Source organism: Rhizobium sp. C104 (assembly GCF_022354505.1).
Taxonomy (GTDB): Bacteria; Pseudomonadota; Alphaproteobacteria; order Rhizobiales; family Rhizobiaceae; genus Rhizobium; species Rhizobium redzepovicii.
Map to the genome: position 1 here is coordinate 60,776 of NZ_CP092347.1, position 17,157 is coordinate 77,932.

Sequence of the window (17,157 nt, forward strand, 5' to 3'; positions counted from 1 at the left end):
GACCATCATGTTGAAGAGAAAAGTTGGAAAGACCGATGTGACGCTGACCTCGCTAGGGCTGGGTACCTCGCCGCTCGGTGGGTGCAATGTCGATGTGAGCTTCCAGACTTTCGAAGCGGTCGTCCTCAAGGCATACGACTTGGGTGTCCGCTATTTCGACACCGCGCCCCTTTACGGCCTTGGAAAGTCCGAGCATTCCCTCGGCCATGTCCTTCGCAACAACGATCTCATCGGCAAGGTCGTGGTCAGCACCAAGGCGGGGCGGATACTCAAGCCGGAAAGCCGCGCAAAGCGCGCCGAGAGCCTTTACGGCATCGACTGGGTGAAGGCGCTGCCATTCGTCGATGACTACGACTATTCCTATGACGGCATCATGCGCGCTTTCGAAGATAGCCAGCAGCGCCTGGGTATGGACCACATTGACATCCTCTATCTCCACGACGTGAGCGGCGAATGGCACCGCGAGGCGTATAGCACCCACCTTTCGGCGCTGAGATCGAGCGGTTACAAGGCGTGTGACGAGACTGCGCAGCACAGGCTCCGTGAAGGCCATCGGCCTCGGCGTCAATGAAACCGCGTCGGTCCTGCAGGTGGCAGAGGAATTTGATCTCGACTGCTCCATGGTCGCCGGGCGCTACACCCTGCTCAACCACGGCGCTCTCGACCATTTCTATCCAGAAATGCAGCGTCGCGGCATCGGTATCATTGCGGCTGGCATCTACAACTCCGGCATCCTCGCCGAGGGTAGCAAGTCGATGACAACCACCCGCACCTACGATTGCCAGCCCGCGCCTGAAGCGATCGTCCGCAAGGTCGAGGCGCTCGAAGCCGTCTGCGAGCGCCATGGCGTCTCGCTTGCGACTGCAGCGACACAATTTGTCTACGCACATCCTGCAGTGACCGCGGTGGTACAGGGAGCGCTGGCGCCCGAACACGTCGTCGCAAACGTCGCCGCGATCTCGACGCCGGTTCCGGCTGCGTTCTGGGCCGACCTGAAGTCGTCCGGCCTCATCCCTGAAGCCGCGCCAGTTCCGGAGGCATGATCGCGATGGATCTGGCTCAGCGCAGGCCCTCGGACATTCTGGTCACCTATCGGATTGAGACCGCCGGGAGCGCTGAGGCCTTGGCGGTCAAGATCGGAAGCGACCAGTCGACGGGTACATTTGTTGACCTGCCCGGAGAGACGCCGCAACTGAAGGCGCGCGCGGCCGCGCGCGTGGTCGCTTTCGAGAAACTGGACTCTGTCGAGGTTCCCTCGCTCCCTGCAGCGGGCGAAGTCTTCAACCGAGCGGAGACAACAATCGCCTATCCCCTGGAGGCCGTCGGAACTGACCTCGCGGCAGTCACCACGGTTGCATTGGGCGGGGTCTGGTCGATCAAGGAATTCACCGGGCTGAGGGTCGTCGGCCTGCAGCTGCCTCCAGAGTTTGAAGGCGTCTACCCGGGGCCTCAATTTGGGATCGAAGGCTCCCGGCGTCTGACCGGCGTCTACAATAGGCCAATCATCGGCACGATCATCAAGCCCGCGCTCGGCCTCACCCCGGACGAAACGGCGCAGGTGGTTGCTGAACTCGTCGCGTCCGGTGTCGACTTCATCAAGGACGACGAGAAACTGATGTCGCCACCGTACTCCTCGTTGGAGGCGCGGGTGAAAGCGATCATGCCGATCGTCCGGGATCAGGAGCAGCGCACCGGCAAGAAGGTGATGTATGCCTTCGGCATTTCCGACGTCGATCCCGACGAGATGGTTCGCAAGCACGACCTGGTCGTGCGCGAGGGTGGAAACGCCGCCGTCATCAACATCAATTCGATCGGCAAGGGCGCTTTTCTGTTCCTGCGTCGGCGGTCGTCCCTTGTCTTGCACGCCCATCGCAACGGCTGGGATCTTCTCACCCGACATCCTGGTCTTGGGTTCGATTTCTCGGTCTACCAACAGCTTTGGCGACTTCTCGGCGTCGACCAATTCCAGATCAACGGCATTGCCGCCAAATACTGGGAGCCGGACGCGTCTTTCGTTCAGTCGTTCCATGATCTCCAGAAACCGATCTTCAGTGATGCCGACCGCCCGTTACCGGTCGTTTGTTCGGGTCAATGGGGTGGACAGGCGCCTGAGACCTATCGAAGGACGGAGCAGACGCTTGACCACCTTTACCTTTGTGGTGGTGGCGTCGTCAGCCATCCCGGCGGGCCGTCGGCGGGTGTCAGAGCGGTTCGTGCGGCCTGGGATGCCGCGGTCGCCGGGATCGATCTCCATGAATATGCCAAATCTCATCCAGAGCTGGCGCAGTCGCTCGCCAAGTTCGGCTCTAAAACCGTATCAGAAGGAAGATGACAGATGGAATATCGTCAGCTTGGCCGGTCAGGTCTCAAAATTTCGCAACTGGTTCTCGGTTGCATGAGTTTCGGCGTCGCCGATCGCGGCAACCATGCTTGGACATTGTCCGAAGACGACAGTAGGCCATTTATCAAAGAGGCACTCGAACAGGGCATAAACTGCTTCGACACGGCCAATGCCTACTCGGACGGCACCAGCGAGGAGATCATCGGCAAGCTGCTCAGGGAGATGGTGCAGCGTGATGAGGTTGTCATTGCCACCAAGGTCTACGGCAAGATGCGCAACGGAGCGAATGCGGTCGGACTTTCCCGCAAGGCAATCATCGCGGAGGCTGAGGCCAGCCTCAAGCGGCTGGCGACCGACTACATCGACCTCTACCAAATTCATTTCTGGGACAATTCGACCCCGATCGAAGAGACGCTGGAAGCGCTGACCGATCTCGTTCGAAGCGGCAAGGTTCGCTACATCGGAGCCAGCAATTGTTACGCATGGCAATTTGCGCGCGCGCTCTACAAGTCGGACGCTGCCGGATGGTCGCGTTTCGTTTCGATGCAAGCTCAGATGAACCTCCTTTATCGCGAGGAAGAGCGGGAGATGTTGCCGCTCTGTAAAGCTGAAGGGGTGGGGATCATCGCGTTCAGTCCGCTGGCTCGCGGGCGCCTCAGCCGGCCTTGGGAGGAAAGCAGTTTGAGGTCCGAGACCGACAATGTCACCGCTCGGTTCTACGGTCACGCGGACGAGGCGGATCGCCGCGTCGTAGACGTCGTCGCAAAGATTGCAGACGACAAGAACGTCCCGCGATCCCTCGTTGCGATGGCGTGGCTTAACACAAAGGCGGGCGTGACGGCTCCTATAATCGGCGCAACGAAGCTACAGCATCTGAAGGATGCCGTCGCTTCCTTGGCCGTCAAGCTAAGCGACGACGAGGTCCGCGAACTCGAGGAGCCATACGTGCCGCATAGCGTAGTCGGCTTGAACTGAGTTTGGCTCAGCGGGGACGACGTTGAGGCTGTCAGGAGGCACGCCGAACCGGGCCTCCTGAGCCAATGGCTTTGGTCTATCGATCTCTGCTCCCTTCCAGAACCAGCGCGAGGAAAAAGATGACCACCACCCGTCATTTTGACGTCAGCGACAGCGCGATTGAAGCTGCCGCCCGGCTCATGCGAAATGGCGAAGTTGTCGCGTTTCCGACGGAGACGGTTTACGGGCTCGGCGCGGACGCCAGCAGCCCCGCCGGGATCGAGCGCATCTATGAAGCCAAAGGACGCCCGCGGCATAATCCCCTGATTATCCACGTTTCGGACGTGGAAATGGCGCGCAGGATGGCACATTTCAATCCGGAGGCAGAGTTGGCTGCTGCCAGCTTTTGGCCGGGACCTCTGACATTGCTCCTGCCAAAGCGGGAAGACGCGGGGCTCGCAACCGCAGTTACCGCGGGCATGAAAAATGTCGCAATCCGATTTCCCTCGTCGAGTGTCGCCCAACGGCTGATCCGGGCCGTCGGATTTCCGGTGGCAGCGCCTTCAGCCAATCGTTCCGGGAAGGTCACCTCGACCCGCTTCGTGGAAGTTGTCCGCCAGTTGGACGGACGGATTTCGGGAATCGTGGAAGAAGACATATGTGATCACGGCCTGGAATCGACTATTCTGTCTTTGGTCGGATCTCCGATCATTCTACGCCACGGGTCAGTTCCGCGGGAGGCACTGGAAGCGTTACTCGGCCCGATTGACGAGGACACTGGCCCCCAAAAGGTCTCGGCACCAGGCCAGCTAAAGAGCCATTATGCTCCGGAAGCCGCCGTTCAGATGAATGTCGACCGTCCTGCCGCCAATATGGTCTGGGTCGGTTTCGGACCGGGGTGCGAGGGCTGTCAAATGACGCTGTCTTCTTCCGGTGACCTTCAGGAAGCTGCCCGCAACCTCTACACCGCCATGAGTGAAGCCGACGCCTTGGCCGGCGCGGGTGACGTGATTGCATTCGCCCCTGTGCCTCTGATTGGCCTTGGCAGGGCAATCAACGATCGGCTGAGACGAGCTGCCGCGCCCCGTTGCGCGTAGGCGGCATTTTTAAGCGATTCGCCAAATGCGGATGGCGGCATGCAAAAAACGCTTGCCTCTATAGGTATGACCTTATACCTTACACCTTGCTGATTGAGGAGTCAGGCCACGGAGGTCCTTCTGGTGAGGTTGGCGGCAGACGCCGGCGCGACCTGGCACGCATTGGGGCACGGGCTTTAATCAAACAATGACGGCATGGCGGAAGCTACATCGCTTCGACGCCTCCTACCGACATCTAGGGATGATCACATGACCGAACTTGAAACTAGACCGCTCGGAAAAAGCAAAGTGCGGGTAACTTCGCTGGGGCTAGGCACGGTGCCGCTCTCTGGCTTCAACGCCGATGTCTCCTACGGCGAATTCGAAGCGACGATCCTCGCTGGCTACGCGGTCGGAATCCGCTACTTCGATTGCGCGCCAATGTATGGCTTTGGGAAATCGGAGCATTATCTTGGCCATGCCCTCAGGGCGAACAAGCTGCGCGAAAACGTGGTGGTGAGCACCAAGGTTGGTCGTGTATTGAAGCCCGCCAGCAGGACAAAGAAGCTTGAAACCGTCTACGGCATCGAGTGGATCGACCCGCTTCCGTTTCTCGATACCTACGATTACACCTATGATGGCGTGATGCGCGCATTCGAAGACAGCCAGCAGCGCCTCGGATTGGACTATATCGACGTTCTTCTCGTGCATGACGTTGGTCGGGCATGGCACGGCGACCAAAGCGAGTTCTATTGGAATCAGCTGCGGGCCTCCGGTTATAAGGCACTGGACGAGCTTCGCTCCAGCGGAGCCGTCTCAGCCATCGGCTTGGGGGTCAACGAAACCAACTCCGTGGTCGGTGTCGCTCGTGAATTTCCGATCGACTGCTCGTTGATCGCCGGCCGCTACACCCTTTTGAATCATGCCCCGCTTGAGGCCGCGTTCGACGAGTTGCTCCAGCGGAACGTCTCCGTGATCGCCGGCGGGATCTTCAATTCCGGAATTCTGGCGACAGGCGTCGGCGGTCCCGCGGCCACTTACGATTACGGCAAGGTTCCTGCGGCCGTCGTCGAAAAGGTCAAGGCCATCGAGAGCATTTGCTCGAGATTTGCGGTGAGCTTGCCTGCAGCGGCGATGCAATTCGTTTATGCGCATCCGGCAGTGGCCACGCTGGTCATGGGTGCAAAGAGCGCATTGGAAGTCGAGCAGAACGTCAAGGCGATCAACGAGACAATACCCCCTGCATTTTGGGACGCTTTGACTGAAGCGAGCCTTCTTCCGTCAAACGCTCCGCTGCCGACGGCTGTACGATGATGGCCCGCGGAGGCACCGTTTTCGGCGGCTTCCGCTGCGAAGCGCTCGTGGGTTCGGTTCCATCGCCGGAGGCGCGCGCATGCCTCGAGGCGCTCGTCAGGACTTATGGCGAGCTTCTCGCGATCTACTCCTTCATGCATATGGCATTGAGGGAGAAGAGCATGCGCCTCTTGATTGGAGAACTCGCCGATCGCGCCACAGAGATAAAGCGATCCGTCCGTTCCTCGCTTGCGGGCTCGCGCTTTCTCGCAGGACAGGGCCACGCAGTCTACCATCTTGGACGGGCAGATGGCCTGCTTGTCGAGGCGGAGGAGCACCTGCAGCGCGGTGTCCTGGTTTCAGATGCATCCCTGCTGGGGCTGCTTTCAAATGCGGCGATCCAGCTGAAACGATCGGCCGCCATCTTAGGCACGTCGACCTTCGACACGACAGCATGCTGTGGAGGGTCCCTTGGACATGGGGAGGAAGACCATGGGAACGCATTCGATCTGGGTGCTTGAATACTCTCGAAGCCCGGTGCACCCGGTCAGCGGGGTTTTTTACGGCGCCCATAATCAGGGCACGATGAACCTGCCGTTCGCATACATTCTCATCAAGACAGGAGATGCAGTCGTTCTGGTTGATGCCGGTCACGACGCCGCCGATTTCGGAGGCCAGATCGCCAATTCGATTGGCGTTACCGGTTGGACGCCTCCGGAAATCGTTCTCGGGGAATGCGGGATCAGGCCCCAGGACGTCACGCATGTCATCCTCACGCACGCGCACTTCGATCACATTGGCGGCCTAAAGTTCTTCCCAAATGCTAAGATTTTCATTCAGAAGAAAGAATTGGAATCCTGGATGTGGATTCTGGCAAAGGGTCGGCGCTTCCGTTCATTGCAGGCCGGACTGAATCCGGCGGATATCCTCTATCTGACCCAGGCAAATATCGAAGGCCGCCTGGAGCTTGGTGGAGGGAGAGCGGGAAAACCTGGTGCCAGGCGTTCACGTCTATCCGGCATTCGACACCCATACCGCAGGATCGCAATATGTGGTGGTGGAGACCGGCGGTGGAGACGGCAAGTTTATCCTGTCCGGCGACGTCATCTACACCTACAGCAACCTCACGGGTGAGGACGCCACCGATCCCTGCTTTGTGCCGCCGGGCCTTGCCAATGGCAGCCAGACACGTCTGATCGAGTCCGCCGAGGAGATGCTCAAAATCGTTGGTATGGACGAACGACGAATTGTTCCCATGCACGAGGAGCAGCTGTCAAAAATCTATCCGTCGCGTCTGACGGCTCGCCAGCTCATGCTCGTCGAGATTTGTGTGGCCGACGGAGACGTATCAAGAGTTTGATCGATTTGAAGCAGCGCGAACGCCAAGCTGCATCGTTCACAATCGTCCTCCCAAGGCGATAAGCAGAGAAAAGGCCGGGTGTCAGTTCACAGTGACTCCGGCCTTTTCCAAACACCTTGCCCGCTACGGTGATCTGCCCGGTGAAGAAGCCCTATATTCGCGCCCGCTTTGATGACGGCCCGGTAGTCCGCGATGTTCACCCTGGAGGACAAGGCCTCCATCTTCCGTGCGCGGCTGACGCGCGGGACCATTCTCCATGGCGACGACATTTGCGCTTGAACCTCCAAACCATCCTTGTTTCGTTAGAAAATGAGCGCCTTCGGCCATGCATGGAGTGGTGCAATCGCACCATCATGCGTCTTCACGTGTCCCATCATGCCAGCAGCGTCAGGGGCGTTGTCGAATAGAGCAACACAAACTAACGAAAAATGATGTTTGCATGTGATTTGTAGCGTCGGATCTTGATGTTAAAGGATCGGATTAGTGCGCCGGAGGACTAGAATATGAAGAGAGATGATCGGAGGCAGGCCATTATGGACCTGTTGGTCGCGCAGAGGGTAGTGGATCTGGACGACCTATCCGATCGGTTCGCTGTATCCAAGATGACCATCCACCGGGATCTGGATGATCTTGAGCAGGCAGGGATGCTTCGCAAGGTCCGCGGCGGGGCAACGATCGAGGCAGGAGGCCATTTCGAAAGCGATTTCCGGTTTCGCCAGCAGCAGGAGGGCGAGGCCAAGCGCCGGATGGCAGAGGCCGCCCTTGAACTCGTCGAGCCCGGCATGACGGTGATGGTCAACGACGGATCTATGGCGTCGGTGCTCGGGGAATTGCTGCCACAGAGGAGACCGCTGACGGTGATCACCAACAATGCGGCGGTCATCGATCGGCTCAAGACGGAATCAGGGATCAACCTGATTGCGGTCGGTGGACGCTATTCGATGAAGTTCAATGGTTTTTTCGGCGTCGTCGCCGAACAGGCATTGTCGCGTCTCAGCGCCGACATCGCCTTTATCTCAACGCCGGCAGTTTCTGGATTGCGCGTCTACCATATGGATGATGACGTTGTCCGCTCGAAGCGAGCGATGATTGCAAGCGCCGCGCGTCGCTGCTTGCTCTTAAACCATAAGCGCTTCAATCATACTGCTCTTCATGTCCTGGCCACCATTGACGAGTTCGAAGTTATCATCACCGACCAGGAACCGACAATCGACGTCCGCGCGGCTTTGGAAGGATCCAATGTGCAGCTTAGAGTGGCATCGCAGGAGAGGAAGTGAATATGGCCAACGATCCTTCGGGTAGATGCCGCGCAAGGCGGCACCCGTCCCCGAATCTCAAGTTCGGCCCTTGATGGGGGGAGCCCTTCCACAATCTTCTCCTGTGGGCTTCTCCTATGGACGTTCAACGCGATATCTCAGATGGACGGAGCCGAGGCCAGCGGCTTCGGCGCTCATAAACGTGAGCCTCGCCCCGCCGGCAAGCCCATCCTCGCCGCCCTCAAATATGGCCGGTGTATCCGACTTGCCTCCGATCGCAGGGAAGATGACTAGGCTGACCTCGTCAACAAGACCCTCATTCAAGAAATGGCCATTGGTTTGCGCCCCGCCTTCCAGCATCAAGCGCTTCACACCGAATTCGGTGCCGAGAACATCGAGCGCGTTTTTCAGATCGACGCCATCTTTCTCGGATACGATATAGGAAACGCCAGCCTGGGTGAGGCCCGCCAGGTAAGCATCATCCACGTCAGATCCTGTCAGGACGATAAGTTGAGCACCCTCAATGTCGTTCTTGTCCCAGCGTAGCCGACCGTCCTTATCAACGATAACAGCGAACTCGTTGGCATCCGGGTTGGCGTTATGGATCGGCCGCGGTACTGTGCCGGTTGTTTCATAGGGACGGTCGACGGCGTCTGCGAATTCCTCGCCTGTCGCTCTTCCCGAAAGCCAGGCGTCGGCACCAATCTTCTCATGCAGGTCGTCATAGACCTTCACGAGTTCCTCCACCGAATGGCCGGTCGCCTCAGCCCAATCATTGACGATCAATCGACCGTCCAGTGGCGACATCATGTGACAGATTACATGGGGTCTGGGCATTGGATTACTCCTCTACAAACATTCCACCGTCAGTGGTCTGCCTTCAACCAGGCTGCGAATTTATCCATCCAGTCGGGGTGCCAACGTGAAAGCGCCGGCCGGTTCAGGATCATGTCGTCGGCCGCCCAGCGGATCCGTCTGGCATCTATCTCCGACGTAACCGCATTATCGGGACAAATGATGTAAAAGTCCTCCTCGAGCAGACGGGCCAGGAAGTATTCCACCAACTGCTCAGCGGTCCATGCCTCATCGGGCTTGGCAGCGCCATGCGGCTTGAGTGCGATGTTCATGGGCGTCCACGTGTAGCCAGGGACGAGGAGATGAGCCGATACACGACCTCCCGTCTCCTTCAAAAGCGCGTGCGACAGCTGTTCGGTCAGGACCTTGACAGCTGCCTTTGCCACCGAATAGGCGGCATTGCCCGGAGGAGTTGTAATTCCTTCCTTGGAGCCGAGGTTGACGACCGCCGATGGTCGGGCTGCCTTGATCATGTGGGGCACGAAGACGTGTTGTGCGGCTAAAACACCTCCGAAGTTTACATCGATTTGGCGTCGCCACTTTGCAGGATCATCCCAGGGGCCGGCTCCTTGCGTAATGCCCGCGTTGTTGACAAGGACGGCGACGTCAGCAAACCGCGAAATCGTTTTGTCCCGCAACCTAGTTAGTGCCGACAGATCTGATACGTCGCCGCTCACGATCAGGATGTCCGTATCGAGTGCCGAGGCAACATCCTCAAGTGCGTCGGCGTCGAGATCCAGCAATGCGAGCTTCATGCCGCGGGCCGCGAGAGCCCTCGCGATCGCCAAGCCGATGCCCTTCGCAGCTCCCGTGATGACCGCAACGCGGCCAGGAGCAACGATGCTGTTCATTCTCTCGCTCATCATTGTCTTCCCGTCATTGGCCGTCACCGCTGGAAGGTGGGCCGGACACGCCGTCGCGTGGATTTTCTCGGCCGACGGCACCATCGCAAGAAGTGCGTCAGCGCTACGCGGGCGCTTGTGTGCTCGGACCATATCTGCTGGCTGCGAACGACAGCTCAACCTCCCTAACAACATAGGGCACTCCGCCGACCACTTGAAGTGAGCTGGATCGCACGCACCGATGAGCCGTGTTCACTCTTGGGTGCCTTCGTGACGTCGGGAATGCCTCGTCAATTTGGCTGCGGACGCGACCAAAAGGTCCCTCACTTCTGGTGTCTGCCAGATCGGTGGTTGATTTTTGCTCACCGCCCCGATCGATTTTGCTCATGTAACCAACCGGCTCCACGGGCATTAGGTCACCAGCGCCTCGAGGCGATCGAGGTGCTGATAAAACCAAAGGAGTGAAATCATGACTGGTAATAAACCACTCGCAATGGTCACGGGCGGCTCATCTGGAATAGGCTTCGAGCTTGCCAAACAATTCGCCAAGAATGGATTTGACGTCGCTATTTCAGGCTCAAGCGACAAGGTAAACGAGGCCGCCGATGCGCTACGAAGCCTTGACGCCGAAGCGTATCCGTTCAAAGCGGATGCCTCGACATACGATGGCGTTGAGGGGTTCTGGACCTTCACGCAGGGGCTGGGGCGCCCACTGGAAGCCGCGGCTCTGAACGTGGGTATCGGTATCGGCGGCGCCTTCGTCGATAACGATCTCGAGGATGAGTTTCGCCTGCTTGCAATCAATGTCACTGGGACCGTCCATATGGCCAAACGCGTCGTCCAACATATGGTCAAGAACGGCCGCGGCAGGATCCTCATCACCTCCTCGGTTTCGGCGACCCTGCCCACGCCATACGAAACCGTCTACGGCCCGTCGAAGGCATTCGGTTACATGTTCGCGGAATCTCTGCGCGAGGAGTTGCGCTCGACCGGGGTCACGGTGACGGCACTCCTTCCGGGCGCCACCAACAGCGACTTCCACGCGAACGCTGGGATGGGCGATACTAAGCTCGGTGGCCAGCAGAAAAACGACAAGACGCTCGTCGCCAAGCAGGGCTTCGAGGCCCTCATGAACGACATCGACCATGTCGTCGGCGGAGACCAGAAAACCAAGCGGCAGGTGTTGGAAAACCGGACGACCCCGGAGCCTGTTAAAGCCGCCCGGCAAGCCGAACTGACCCAACCGCAGTGAAGGAGCACATCATGGCACATCTGAAAGACAAGGTCGCAATCGTCACGGGAGCTTCCTCGGGCATTGGAGCAGCGACCGCCAAAGGATTGGCGGAAAAAGGTGCGCGCGTCGTCCTTGCCGGCCGCAATGAGGAACGCCTCAGTCAGATTGTCGAAGACATCGCCGGTTCCGGAGGTATTGCCAGCTACAAGGTTGCCGATGCCACGGATTTTGAGAGTACCAAGGCCCTCGTCCCGTTCGCCACGACGACGTACGGCCCGGTCGATATATTGGTCAACAATGCGGGCCTCATGCTCTTTTCCTATTGGAAGGATGCCGCGGTCGGCGATTGGAACAAGATGATCGATACCAACCTGCGTGGCTATCTACATGCGATTGCCGCCGTGCTGCCGTCGATGTTGGAGCGCCGGTCCGGCCGCATCCTGAATATGAGCTCTATCGCCGGCGTTCATGTCGGCGAGGCGGCAGGCGTTTATGGAGCCACGAAGTTCTTTATACGCGGTATCACCGAAAGCCTCAGAAAGGAGGTGGGCGTGGGAAGTGGGATCCAGGTGTCTATGATCAGCCCTGGCGTGATCGATACCGGCTGGGCCGACAAGGTTCATGACGAGACGGGCAGAAAGATCGCCGGAGAGCTCAACAAGCAAGGTATTCCGCCGTCGTCGGTGGCTGAAGCCGTGGTCTATGCCCTAGATCAGCCCCCGGAGATCACGATCAACGACATTGTCGTCCATCCAACCCGGCAGGACTGGTAGCCGGCGTTTTCGAAAGCTCAGAACTTGAACCTCCGGGACCGTCAGGCCGCCCGCGCGGAGGTGGTATCCGTTCCAACCGGTGCCGTCTCTCGTGGCTGTGGACAAGATGATCTTCATTGCATGACGATTAATCCCGGAGGTGCTATTATTCAGCGACCCGGCCCATCTCCCGTCGTAGCTCCCCGGATCCGACATGGATCAACTAATGTCAAATTTTTGACTGCTTCCGTGGTCATCACATACCAAAGCCAGGTTAGATGAATAAGGATTGAAGATACCAGCCGTCTGAAGCAAGGTCGGCGTCGGCCAGGGCGATCTTATTCAGTCGAAGTGGGAGTATCCATAACTCATGGTATCCACGCGGGCCGATCTGGCCGACCTTGAAACTTTCGTCGCGATCGCGAGGGCGGGGGGTTCCGAAAGGCGGCCGCGCTTCGCGGCGTTTCCGGCTCCGCTCTCAGCCACTCGATCAGGGGTTTGGAGGCCCGTCTCGGCGTCCGTCTGTTTCATCGGACAAGCAGGAGCATCAGTCTCACCGCCGCCGGCGAAGTACTGCTTGCCGAACTAGAGCCCCGTTTCCTCGGCATCCAGGCTGCGATGGATCTCCTGGACAGTTTCAGGAGCGGTCCTACGGGCAGGGTGAGAGTGACCACGCTGCGTGACGCCGCCGAGCTGTTGATCGCTCCTCGACTGCACAGTTTTCGCAGCAACTACCCAGATGTCGAGATCGAAGTCAGCGTCGAGGATCGCTTTATCGATATGGTCGCCGAGGGTTTCGACGCGGGCATCCGCTATGGAGGAACAGTTCCCGAGGGGATGATCGCGTCGCGTCTGACTGCCGAACTTGAATGGATCGTCGTCGGCTCTCCAACCTATCTCAACGAACGAGGGCGGCCGGAGCGGCCGGAAGATCTCTTGACGCACGAGTGCATCCGGATCCGAACCGGTACAGACCACGTCTGCAAATGGGAACTTGGCGACGGAGACCGCATGGTTACCCTAGACGTCCCTGGACTGCTCACGCTCGGGGATTCAGAACTGTCCATCCGCATGGCGCAGGAGGGGGGCGGTCTCTTTTACTGCCTGCGCGCACGCGTCGAGGACAAACTGGCGGCTGGTCTGCTCGAAGTGGTGCTGCCGGACTGGTCGTCTACTGGGCCGGGTTTTCATGCATACTACGTTTCGCACCGACAGGTGCCGTCCGCGCTCCGGACGTTTCTCGACCACCTTAAGGCGCCGCTTCCGGACGATTGAAGCGACCTCGCGAGCCAGCTCCAAATTACGCAGATGCCTACATGGTATCCGAAACTCGTAGAGGTTTCGGCCTGCGCTTCAATGGATGCGTTAGCTTATACTATAACGAATTCAGATGAAAAAAGCTCATCTATTTTATGAAATATTGCGTTTGAAATAGGAGCTGAAAGCAGAGATGGTTCGATGCGTGGAGGGCATCTGAACCTGGATCGCCTTAGCGCGTAAGATGAGATGCAATACGGTTTACGAGGTCGCCGGACTATGTTCGGCGAGGGAAGAAGTATTGCGCAGATGCCGTATTAGGAGGAGGGCCGAATGAGTTTCCCCGCTGGAAAAACTGTAGATAAACGCGACAATTCTATTCTTGCTGGTCTCGAACCGGCGATCTTCTTTGGCTTTTTCGAAGAGCTGAGTGCGATCCCGCGCGGTTCTTACAACGAAAAGCAGGTCAGCGATCACATCGCCGATTTTGCCCGGGCACGCGGCTTCGAGGTTTACCAGGACGAGATCTACAATCTCCTCATCAAGAAGCCGGGCACACCCGGCTACGAAAACTCGCCGACCGTCATTCTTCATGGGCATACCGACATCGTCTGCGAGAGCGACGAGGGTGTTGACCACGACTTTGAGAACGAAGGCATCAAACTTCAGGTTATCGGCGATTTCATCCATGGGACGGGGACAACCCTTGGGGCGGACAACACCGTTGGTGTGGCTTTCGCAATGTCGTTGCTGGCATCCGACGATATCTCGCATCCGCCGCTTGAAGTCATCCTGACGGTTCAAGAAGAAGTCGGCAAGGGCGGCGCACAACACTTCGACGGCACAAAGCTTAGCGGTAAGCGCCTTCTCGACATGAACTGGCACGATCCCAAGTCGCTTTTCGCAGGCTGCGCTGGCGATATTTCAGTGCGCTTCAAGATTCCGGTTCAGTGGGAACCGCGCGTTTCGGGGCAGGCCGCCCTTTCGCTGCGGATCTCCGGCCTGAGCAGCGGTCATTCCGAATTCGACATCCATCTTGAACGCGCTAACGCGATCGTCCAGCTCGGACGGCTGCTCCGGATTGCCATCCGGGATGCTGGGGCCAGCGTAGCCGAAGTCAAGGGTGGCGTGAACCGTTACGTTATCCCGGGTGAGGCGGAGGCGATCATTTCGATCGATGCCTCGCGGATTGTCGATCTCAGACAGAGAATTGAAGCGGAAGCGGCTTCGATTGCGCTTGAGTACAAAGCAAGCGATCCCAACCTCAAGGTCACAGTCAGCGAGTCAGGGAGGCAGATTACTGAAGTCTTCTCGGCTCAGTCCGCCCGGGCGCTGGTCGATGCCCTGAACCTGCTTCCCAACGGCGTCCAGAGCAAGAGCCTTCAAGTCGAGGGCCTCGTCGAGAACTCCAACACCGTGGCGTTGCTTTCAAGCGATAAAGAGGCCATCGAAATCGTCAATACGGTCCCAAGCGCCGTCAGCTCCCGTCGCTACAACATCGTCGACAAAATCCGGCAGCTGTCAGAACTCATCGGCAACGGCGCGAGCGTGGAGACATTCGCGGATTGCCCGGAATGGCCATACAATCCTCATTCGCGAATGCTCAACGCCGCCAAAGCCGCTTACGAGCGCGAGTTCGGCGAGCAGCCACATGTGGAAGTCTCTCACTCCAGTCTCGAGCTCGGCCTTTTTCGAAAGAAGGTTCCTGACATTGACATGCTGTCGATCGGACCGGAAGCGTTCGACGTCCACACCACGCGCGAGCGCCTCAACCACACGACAGTCGATCCGACCTGGCGGCTTCTCAAGTCGCTGCTCCGCGAACTCCGGACCTAAGGTACTAAAATGCCAAAACTGCCAAGCTACTTCGGCAATTTCCCACATCCGCCCAGCGAAAAGAAGCCGGTCCATCTGACGCGCGATAGCTACAAGATGTTCATCTATACGGGGACGAAGCCGTACTCGAGCGACCTCAACTACCTGCTCGCCAGCACGGACCAGCAGACCACTGGCATCTATCAGCTCGCGCCGGGAAGCAACTTCGACCCGGCCGACATTCACGCGGGTGACGAGGTGTACTATGTCCTCGAAGGTGTTGTGCATCTCCTAAACCCCGAAACCGGGCAGACAGAGGAACTCGGACCCGGTGACGCGGTGCTTATCCCCAAGGGCGCTCCGCATCGCGGCTATAACTTCAGCGACAAGGCTGCAGTTATCCTGTTTTGCATCGCACCGCGTATCTGGGACGAGAATGGCCCTCCGACCGGCTATGACGGGCCGACGCGCCTCTATAAGCACGAAGGGAGAGCGTGATGAGCCTTGAGAAACTCGGAGCCTATCCAGTAGACGGCGCTCAGGCGCGCAAGAGGGGCGACCTGGTGAAGGTCGCAAAAAGCGATCGTCTGAACATCGTCTCCGGCCGCGATCATCCCGTTCTCGTCCAGTTCTGCGTCAGCAACGATTACATGCACGTCGGAGAGCTGACTATCCCTGTGGGTGGCGTTGGACCGCGCGCGAGCGAACCCGACAGCCATGGAGGGGACGCAGTCTTCTACGTTCTGCAAGGCCCCGCAACCTTCTATTTGGCGGATACCGACGAAACCTTTCACATCCGTGACGGCGAGTCTTTCTTCCTGCCCGGCGGCATCAGCTACCAGTGCCTAAACTACGGCTCCAACCCGATCCGGATGGTCTTCACGATCGCACCGGGACTGTAAGCCGAAGATTTGAATCTCAGATTGCCAAGCTTCGCCGCGGACCCGTTCCGCGGTTGGGAAAACTTTGTCTTGTCACCACCAGGGAGGATCATGTGACAATTTTCAGACGGACGTTAATCTTCGGTGCTGCTCTCGGGCTCACCGCTTCGCTTTCCTTCAGCCCAGCGCTTGCACAGCAGTTGGATTATTCGAAGGTGTTTCCTGGCATCTTGATGGACAAGGACATCAAGCCCACAGGCCAGGAAGTCAAACCCGCTAAGAAGGATAACCGCCCGCTCAAGGTCGGCTTCCTGCCGACGGCGATGGACACCTACTATCAGCGTGTTCTGGCTGGCGTGAAAGAAGAAATCGATAAGCGCGGTGGCGACGGCACTATCCAGCTTCTCGTGCAAGCTCCGAGCAGCCAGTCTGCCACGGACGACCAGATCAGGACCATGGAAGCCTGGATCAACGACGGTGTGGATGCGATCGCGGTTGCCTTATACAACGAAGGCGCGTTGCTGCCCTCCATCCGGCGCGCCACCGAGGCGGGCATTCCGATCTTCCTCTTCAATTCACCCGTCGCCGACAACCCATATTATGTCAGCGATATCGGCTACGACCAGAGTGACGGTGGTCGTGCGCAGGCGCAATGGCTGGTTGACACCTATGGCGACAAGGAAGTCAAGCTCGGGATCCTGGAGGGCCTGCCCGGTCCGCATACGAGCCAGCGCATGAAGGGTTTCAATGAGGTCATCTCGAAGCACCCCAACTTCAAAATCGTCGCTCAGCAGCCGGCTGGCTGGGTGCGTGCCCAAGGCCTGTCGGTGACTGAAAACATGTTCACCGCCAACCCCGATATCGAAGTCCTCGTCGCGCTCTACGACGAGATGGCCCTTGGCGGTCTGCAGGCCCTCAAGGCTAAGGGGCTGAACGGCAAGGTGGCAATCGTCGGCTACGAAAATATGAAGGAAGCCAACGACGCGATCCTCACCGGCGACTTTGCAGCAACGGTCGACACCGGGGCCAAGGAAGAAGGTCGCAACATCATTCGAGCGGTGGATGAGTTCGTGATGAAGGGCACCGCCCTGCCGAAGAAGATCTTCGTGGCGCCCAAAACCTACGATGCGAAGAACATCAAGACCTTCGATCAGAACGACTACGTCTACGTCCAGCAGAAGTAGATGTGACAGTACGCGGCCCCGCCTCGCGCGGGGCCGCCCACTCAAAAAGGGCGACCT

The 17,157-nt window shown here is 58.5% G+C and carries 17 protein-coding genes and 2 pseudogenes; 17 read left to right on the forward strand and 2 right to left on the reverse strand.

Annotated features, from left to right (window positions below; all coding sequences use genetic code 11):
* The first annotated feature begins 7 nt into the window (after positions 1-7).
* From MF410_RS36515 to MF410_RS00320, 10 genes and pseudogenes are all read left to right on the forward strand, one after another.
* Positions 8-571, forward strand: coding sequence for an aldo/keto reductase (locus MF410_RS36515; protein ID WP_275593006.1), 564 nt, complete (start codon positions 8-10; stop codon positions 569-571).
* Positions 543-1,043 carry an aldo/keto reductase gene (locus tag MF410_RS36520; protein WP_275593007.1) on the forward strand — a complete coding sequence of 167 codons (501 nt, stop codon included), beginning with the start codon at positions 543-545 and terminating at the stop codon, positions 1,041-1,043. The genes MF410_RS36515 and MF410_RS36520 overlap by 29 nt, the downstream gene beginning before the upstream one ends.
* 5 nt (positions 1,044-1,048) lie before the next feature.
* Positions 1,049-2,332 carry a 3-oxo-isoapionate-4-phosphate decarboxylase OiaX gene (gene oiaX, locus MF410_RS00290; protein WP_096771285.1) on the forward strand — a complete coding sequence of 428 codons (1,284 nt, stop codon included), beginning with the start codon at positions 1,049-1,051 and terminating at the stop codon, positions 2,330-2,332.
* 3 nt (positions 2,333-2,335) lie between these two features.
* A complete protein-coding gene (locus tag MF410_RS00295; RefSeq protein ID WP_064843712.1) occupies positions 2,336-3,316 on the forward strand; it encodes an aldo/keto reductase in 981 nt (326 codons plus the stop codon).
* Between the two features lie 119 nt (positions 3,317-3,435).
* Complete coding sequence (locus MF410_RS00300; RefSeq protein ID WP_064843713.1) at positions 3,436-4,392, forward strand: L-threonylcarbamoyladenylate synthase; 957 nt, start codon at positions 3,436-3,438, stop codon at positions 4,390-4,392.
* 249 nt (positions 4,393-4,641) lie between these two features.
* Positions 4,642-5,685, forward strand: coding sequence for an aldo/keto reductase (locus tag MF410_RS00305; protein WP_239619779.1), 1,044 nt, complete (start codon positions 4,642-4,644; stop codon positions 5,683-5,685).
* Positions 5,682-6,185: a hypothetical protein gene (locus MF410_RS00310; RefSeq protein WP_237359381.1), complete on the forward strand. Its 504-nt coding sequence runs from the start codon at positions 5,682-5,684 to the stop codon at positions 6,183-6,185. Before MF410_RS00305 ends, MF410_RS00310 begins: the two co-directional genes overlap by 4 nt.
* 64 nt (positions 6,186-6,249) lie before the next feature.
* Positions 6,250-6,513, forward strand: a pseudogene (locus tag MF410_RS36525) (MBL fold metallo-hydrolase); the annotation flags it as partial.
* A gap of 145 nt (positions 6,514-6,658) precedes the next feature.
* The gene (locus MF410_RS36530; RefSeq protein WP_275593008.1) at positions 6,659-7,024 is read left to right on the forward strand and encodes a hypothetical protein; all 366 of its coding nucleotides are present in this window, start codon (positions 6,659-6,661) and stop codon (positions 7,022-7,024) included.
* 503 nt (positions 7,025-7,527) lie between these two features.
* Positions 7,528-8,301, forward strand: coding sequence for a DeoR/GlpR family DNA-binding transcription regulator (locus tag MF410_RS00320; protein WP_040140030.1), 774 nt, complete (start codon positions 7,528-7,530; stop codon positions 8,299-8,301).
* A gap of 114 nt (positions 8,302-8,415) precedes the next feature.
* Here MF410_RS00320 and MF410_RS00325 read toward each other — a convergent pair whose 3' ends face one another.
* Positions 8,416-9,117: a RibD family protein gene (locus MF410_RS00325; RefSeq protein ID WP_064843716.1), complete on the reverse strand. Its 702-nt coding sequence runs from the start codon at positions 9,115-9,117 to the stop codon at positions 8,416-8,418.
* A gap of 29 nt (positions 9,118-9,146) precedes the next feature.
* Positions 9,147-9,998 carry an SDR family NAD(P)-dependent oxidoreductase gene (locus MF410_RS00330; protein WP_040140034.1) on the reverse strand — a complete coding sequence of 284 codons (852 nt, stop codon included), beginning with the start codon at positions 9,996-9,998 and terminating at the stop codon, positions 9,147-9,149.
* Between the two features lie 448 nt (positions 9,999-10,446).
* On the opposite strand from MF410_RS00330, the gene MF410_RS00335 reads away from it, so the two are divergent.
* From MF410_RS00335 to MF410_RS00370, 7 genes and pseudogenes are all read left to right on the forward strand, one after another.
* The gene (locus tag MF410_RS00335; protein ID WP_028753504.1) at positions 10,447-11,229 is read left to right on the forward strand and encodes an SDR family NAD(P)-dependent oxidoreductase; all 783 of its coding nucleotides are present in this window, start codon (positions 10,447-10,449) and stop codon (positions 11,227-11,229) included.
* An 11-nt stretch (positions 11,230-11,240) separates the two neighbouring features.
* Positions 11,241-11,984 (forward strand): SDR family oxidoreductase, encoded by a 744-nt coding sequence (locus MF410_RS00340; protein ID WP_064843717.1) that lies wholly within the window; start codon positions 11,241-11,243, stop codon positions 11,982-11,984.
* Between the two features lie 349 nt (positions 11,985-12,333).
* Positions 12,334-13,238, forward strand: a pseudogene (locus tag MF410_RS00350) (LysR family transcriptional regulator).
* Between the two features lie 315 nt (positions 13,239-13,553).
* Entirely contained in the window at positions 13,554-15,056 is a 1,503-nt protein-coding gene (locus MF410_RS00355) for an aminoacyl-histidine dipeptidase (RefSeq protein WP_239619781.1), read from the forward strand.
* A 9-nt stretch (positions 15,057-15,065) separates the two neighbouring features.
* On the forward strand, positions 15,066-15,533 hold the full coding sequence (locus tag MF410_RS00360) for a cupin domain-containing protein (RefSeq protein WP_004129736.1): 468 nt from the start codon (positions 15,066-15,068) through the stop codon (positions 15,531-15,533).
* Positions 15,533-15,937 carry a cupin domain-containing protein gene (locus MF410_RS00365; RefSeq protein ID WP_064843721.1) on the forward strand — a complete coding sequence of 135 codons (405 nt, stop codon included), beginning with the start codon at positions 15,533-15,535 and terminating at the stop codon, positions 15,935-15,937. Before MF410_RS00360 ends, MF410_RS00365 begins: the two co-directional genes overlap by 1 nt.
* Before the next feature lie 92 nt (positions 15,938-16,029).
* Entirely contained in the window at positions 16,030-17,100 is a 1,071-nt protein-coding gene (locus tag MF410_RS00370; RefSeq protein WP_004129729.1) for a sugar ABC transporter substrate-binding protein, read from the forward strand.
* Positions 17,101-17,157: the final 57 nt, after the last annotated feature.

Coding starts and splice junctions, on each gene's coding strand:
- MF410_RS36515 (WP_275593006.1), top strand. CDS start 8: ATGTTGAAGAGAAAAGTTGGAAAGACCGATGTGACGCTGACCTCGCTA.
- oiaX (WP_096771285.1), top strand. CDS start 1,049: ATGGATCTGGCTCAGCGCAGGCCCTCGGACATTCTGGTCACCTATCGG.
- MF410_RS00295 (WP_064843712.1), top strand. CDS start 2,336: ATGGAATATCGTCAGCTTGGCCGGTCAGGTCTCAAAATTTCGCAACTG.
- MF410_RS00300 (WP_064843713.1), top strand. CDS start 3,436: ATGACCACCACCCGTCATTTTGACGTCAGCGACAGCGCGATTGAAGCT.
- MF410_RS00305 (WP_239619779.1), top strand. CDS start 4,642: ATGACCGAACTTGAAACTAGACCGCTCGGAAAAAGCAAAGTGCGGGTA.
- MF410_RS00310 (WP_237359381.1), top strand. CDS start 5,682: ATGATGGCCCGCGGAGGCACCGTTTTCGGCGGCTTCCGCTGCGAAGCG.
- MF410_RS00320 (WP_040140030.1), top strand. CDS start 7,528: ATGAAGAGAGATGATCGGAGGCAGGCCATTATGGACCTGTTGGTCGCG.
- MF410_RS00325 (WP_064843716.1), bottom strand. CDS start 9,117: ATGCCCAGACCCCATGTAATCTGTCACATGATGTCGCCACTGGACGGT.
- MF410_RS00330 (WP_040140034.1), bottom strand. CDS start 9,998: ATGAGCGAGAGAATGAACAGCATCGTTGCTCCTGGCCGCGTTGCGGTC.
- MF410_RS00335 (WP_028753504.1), top strand. CDS start 10,447: ATGACTGGTAATAAACCACTCGCAATGGTCACGGGCGGCTCATCTGGA.
- MF410_RS00340 (WP_064843717.1), top strand. CDS start 11,241: ATGGCACATCTGAAAGACAAGGTCGCAATCGTCACGGGAGCTTCCTCG.
- MF410_RS00355 (WP_239619781.1), top strand. CDS start 13,554: ATGAGTTTCCCCGCTGGAAAAACTGTAGATAAACGCGACAATTCTATT.
- MF410_RS00360 (WP_004129736.1), top strand. CDS start 15,066: ATGCCAAAACTGCCAAGCTACTTCGGCAATTTCCCACATCCGCCCAGC.
- MF410_RS00365 (WP_064843721.1), top strand. CDS start 15,533: ATGAGCCTTGAGAAACTCGGAGCCTATCCAGTAGACGGCGCTCAGGCG.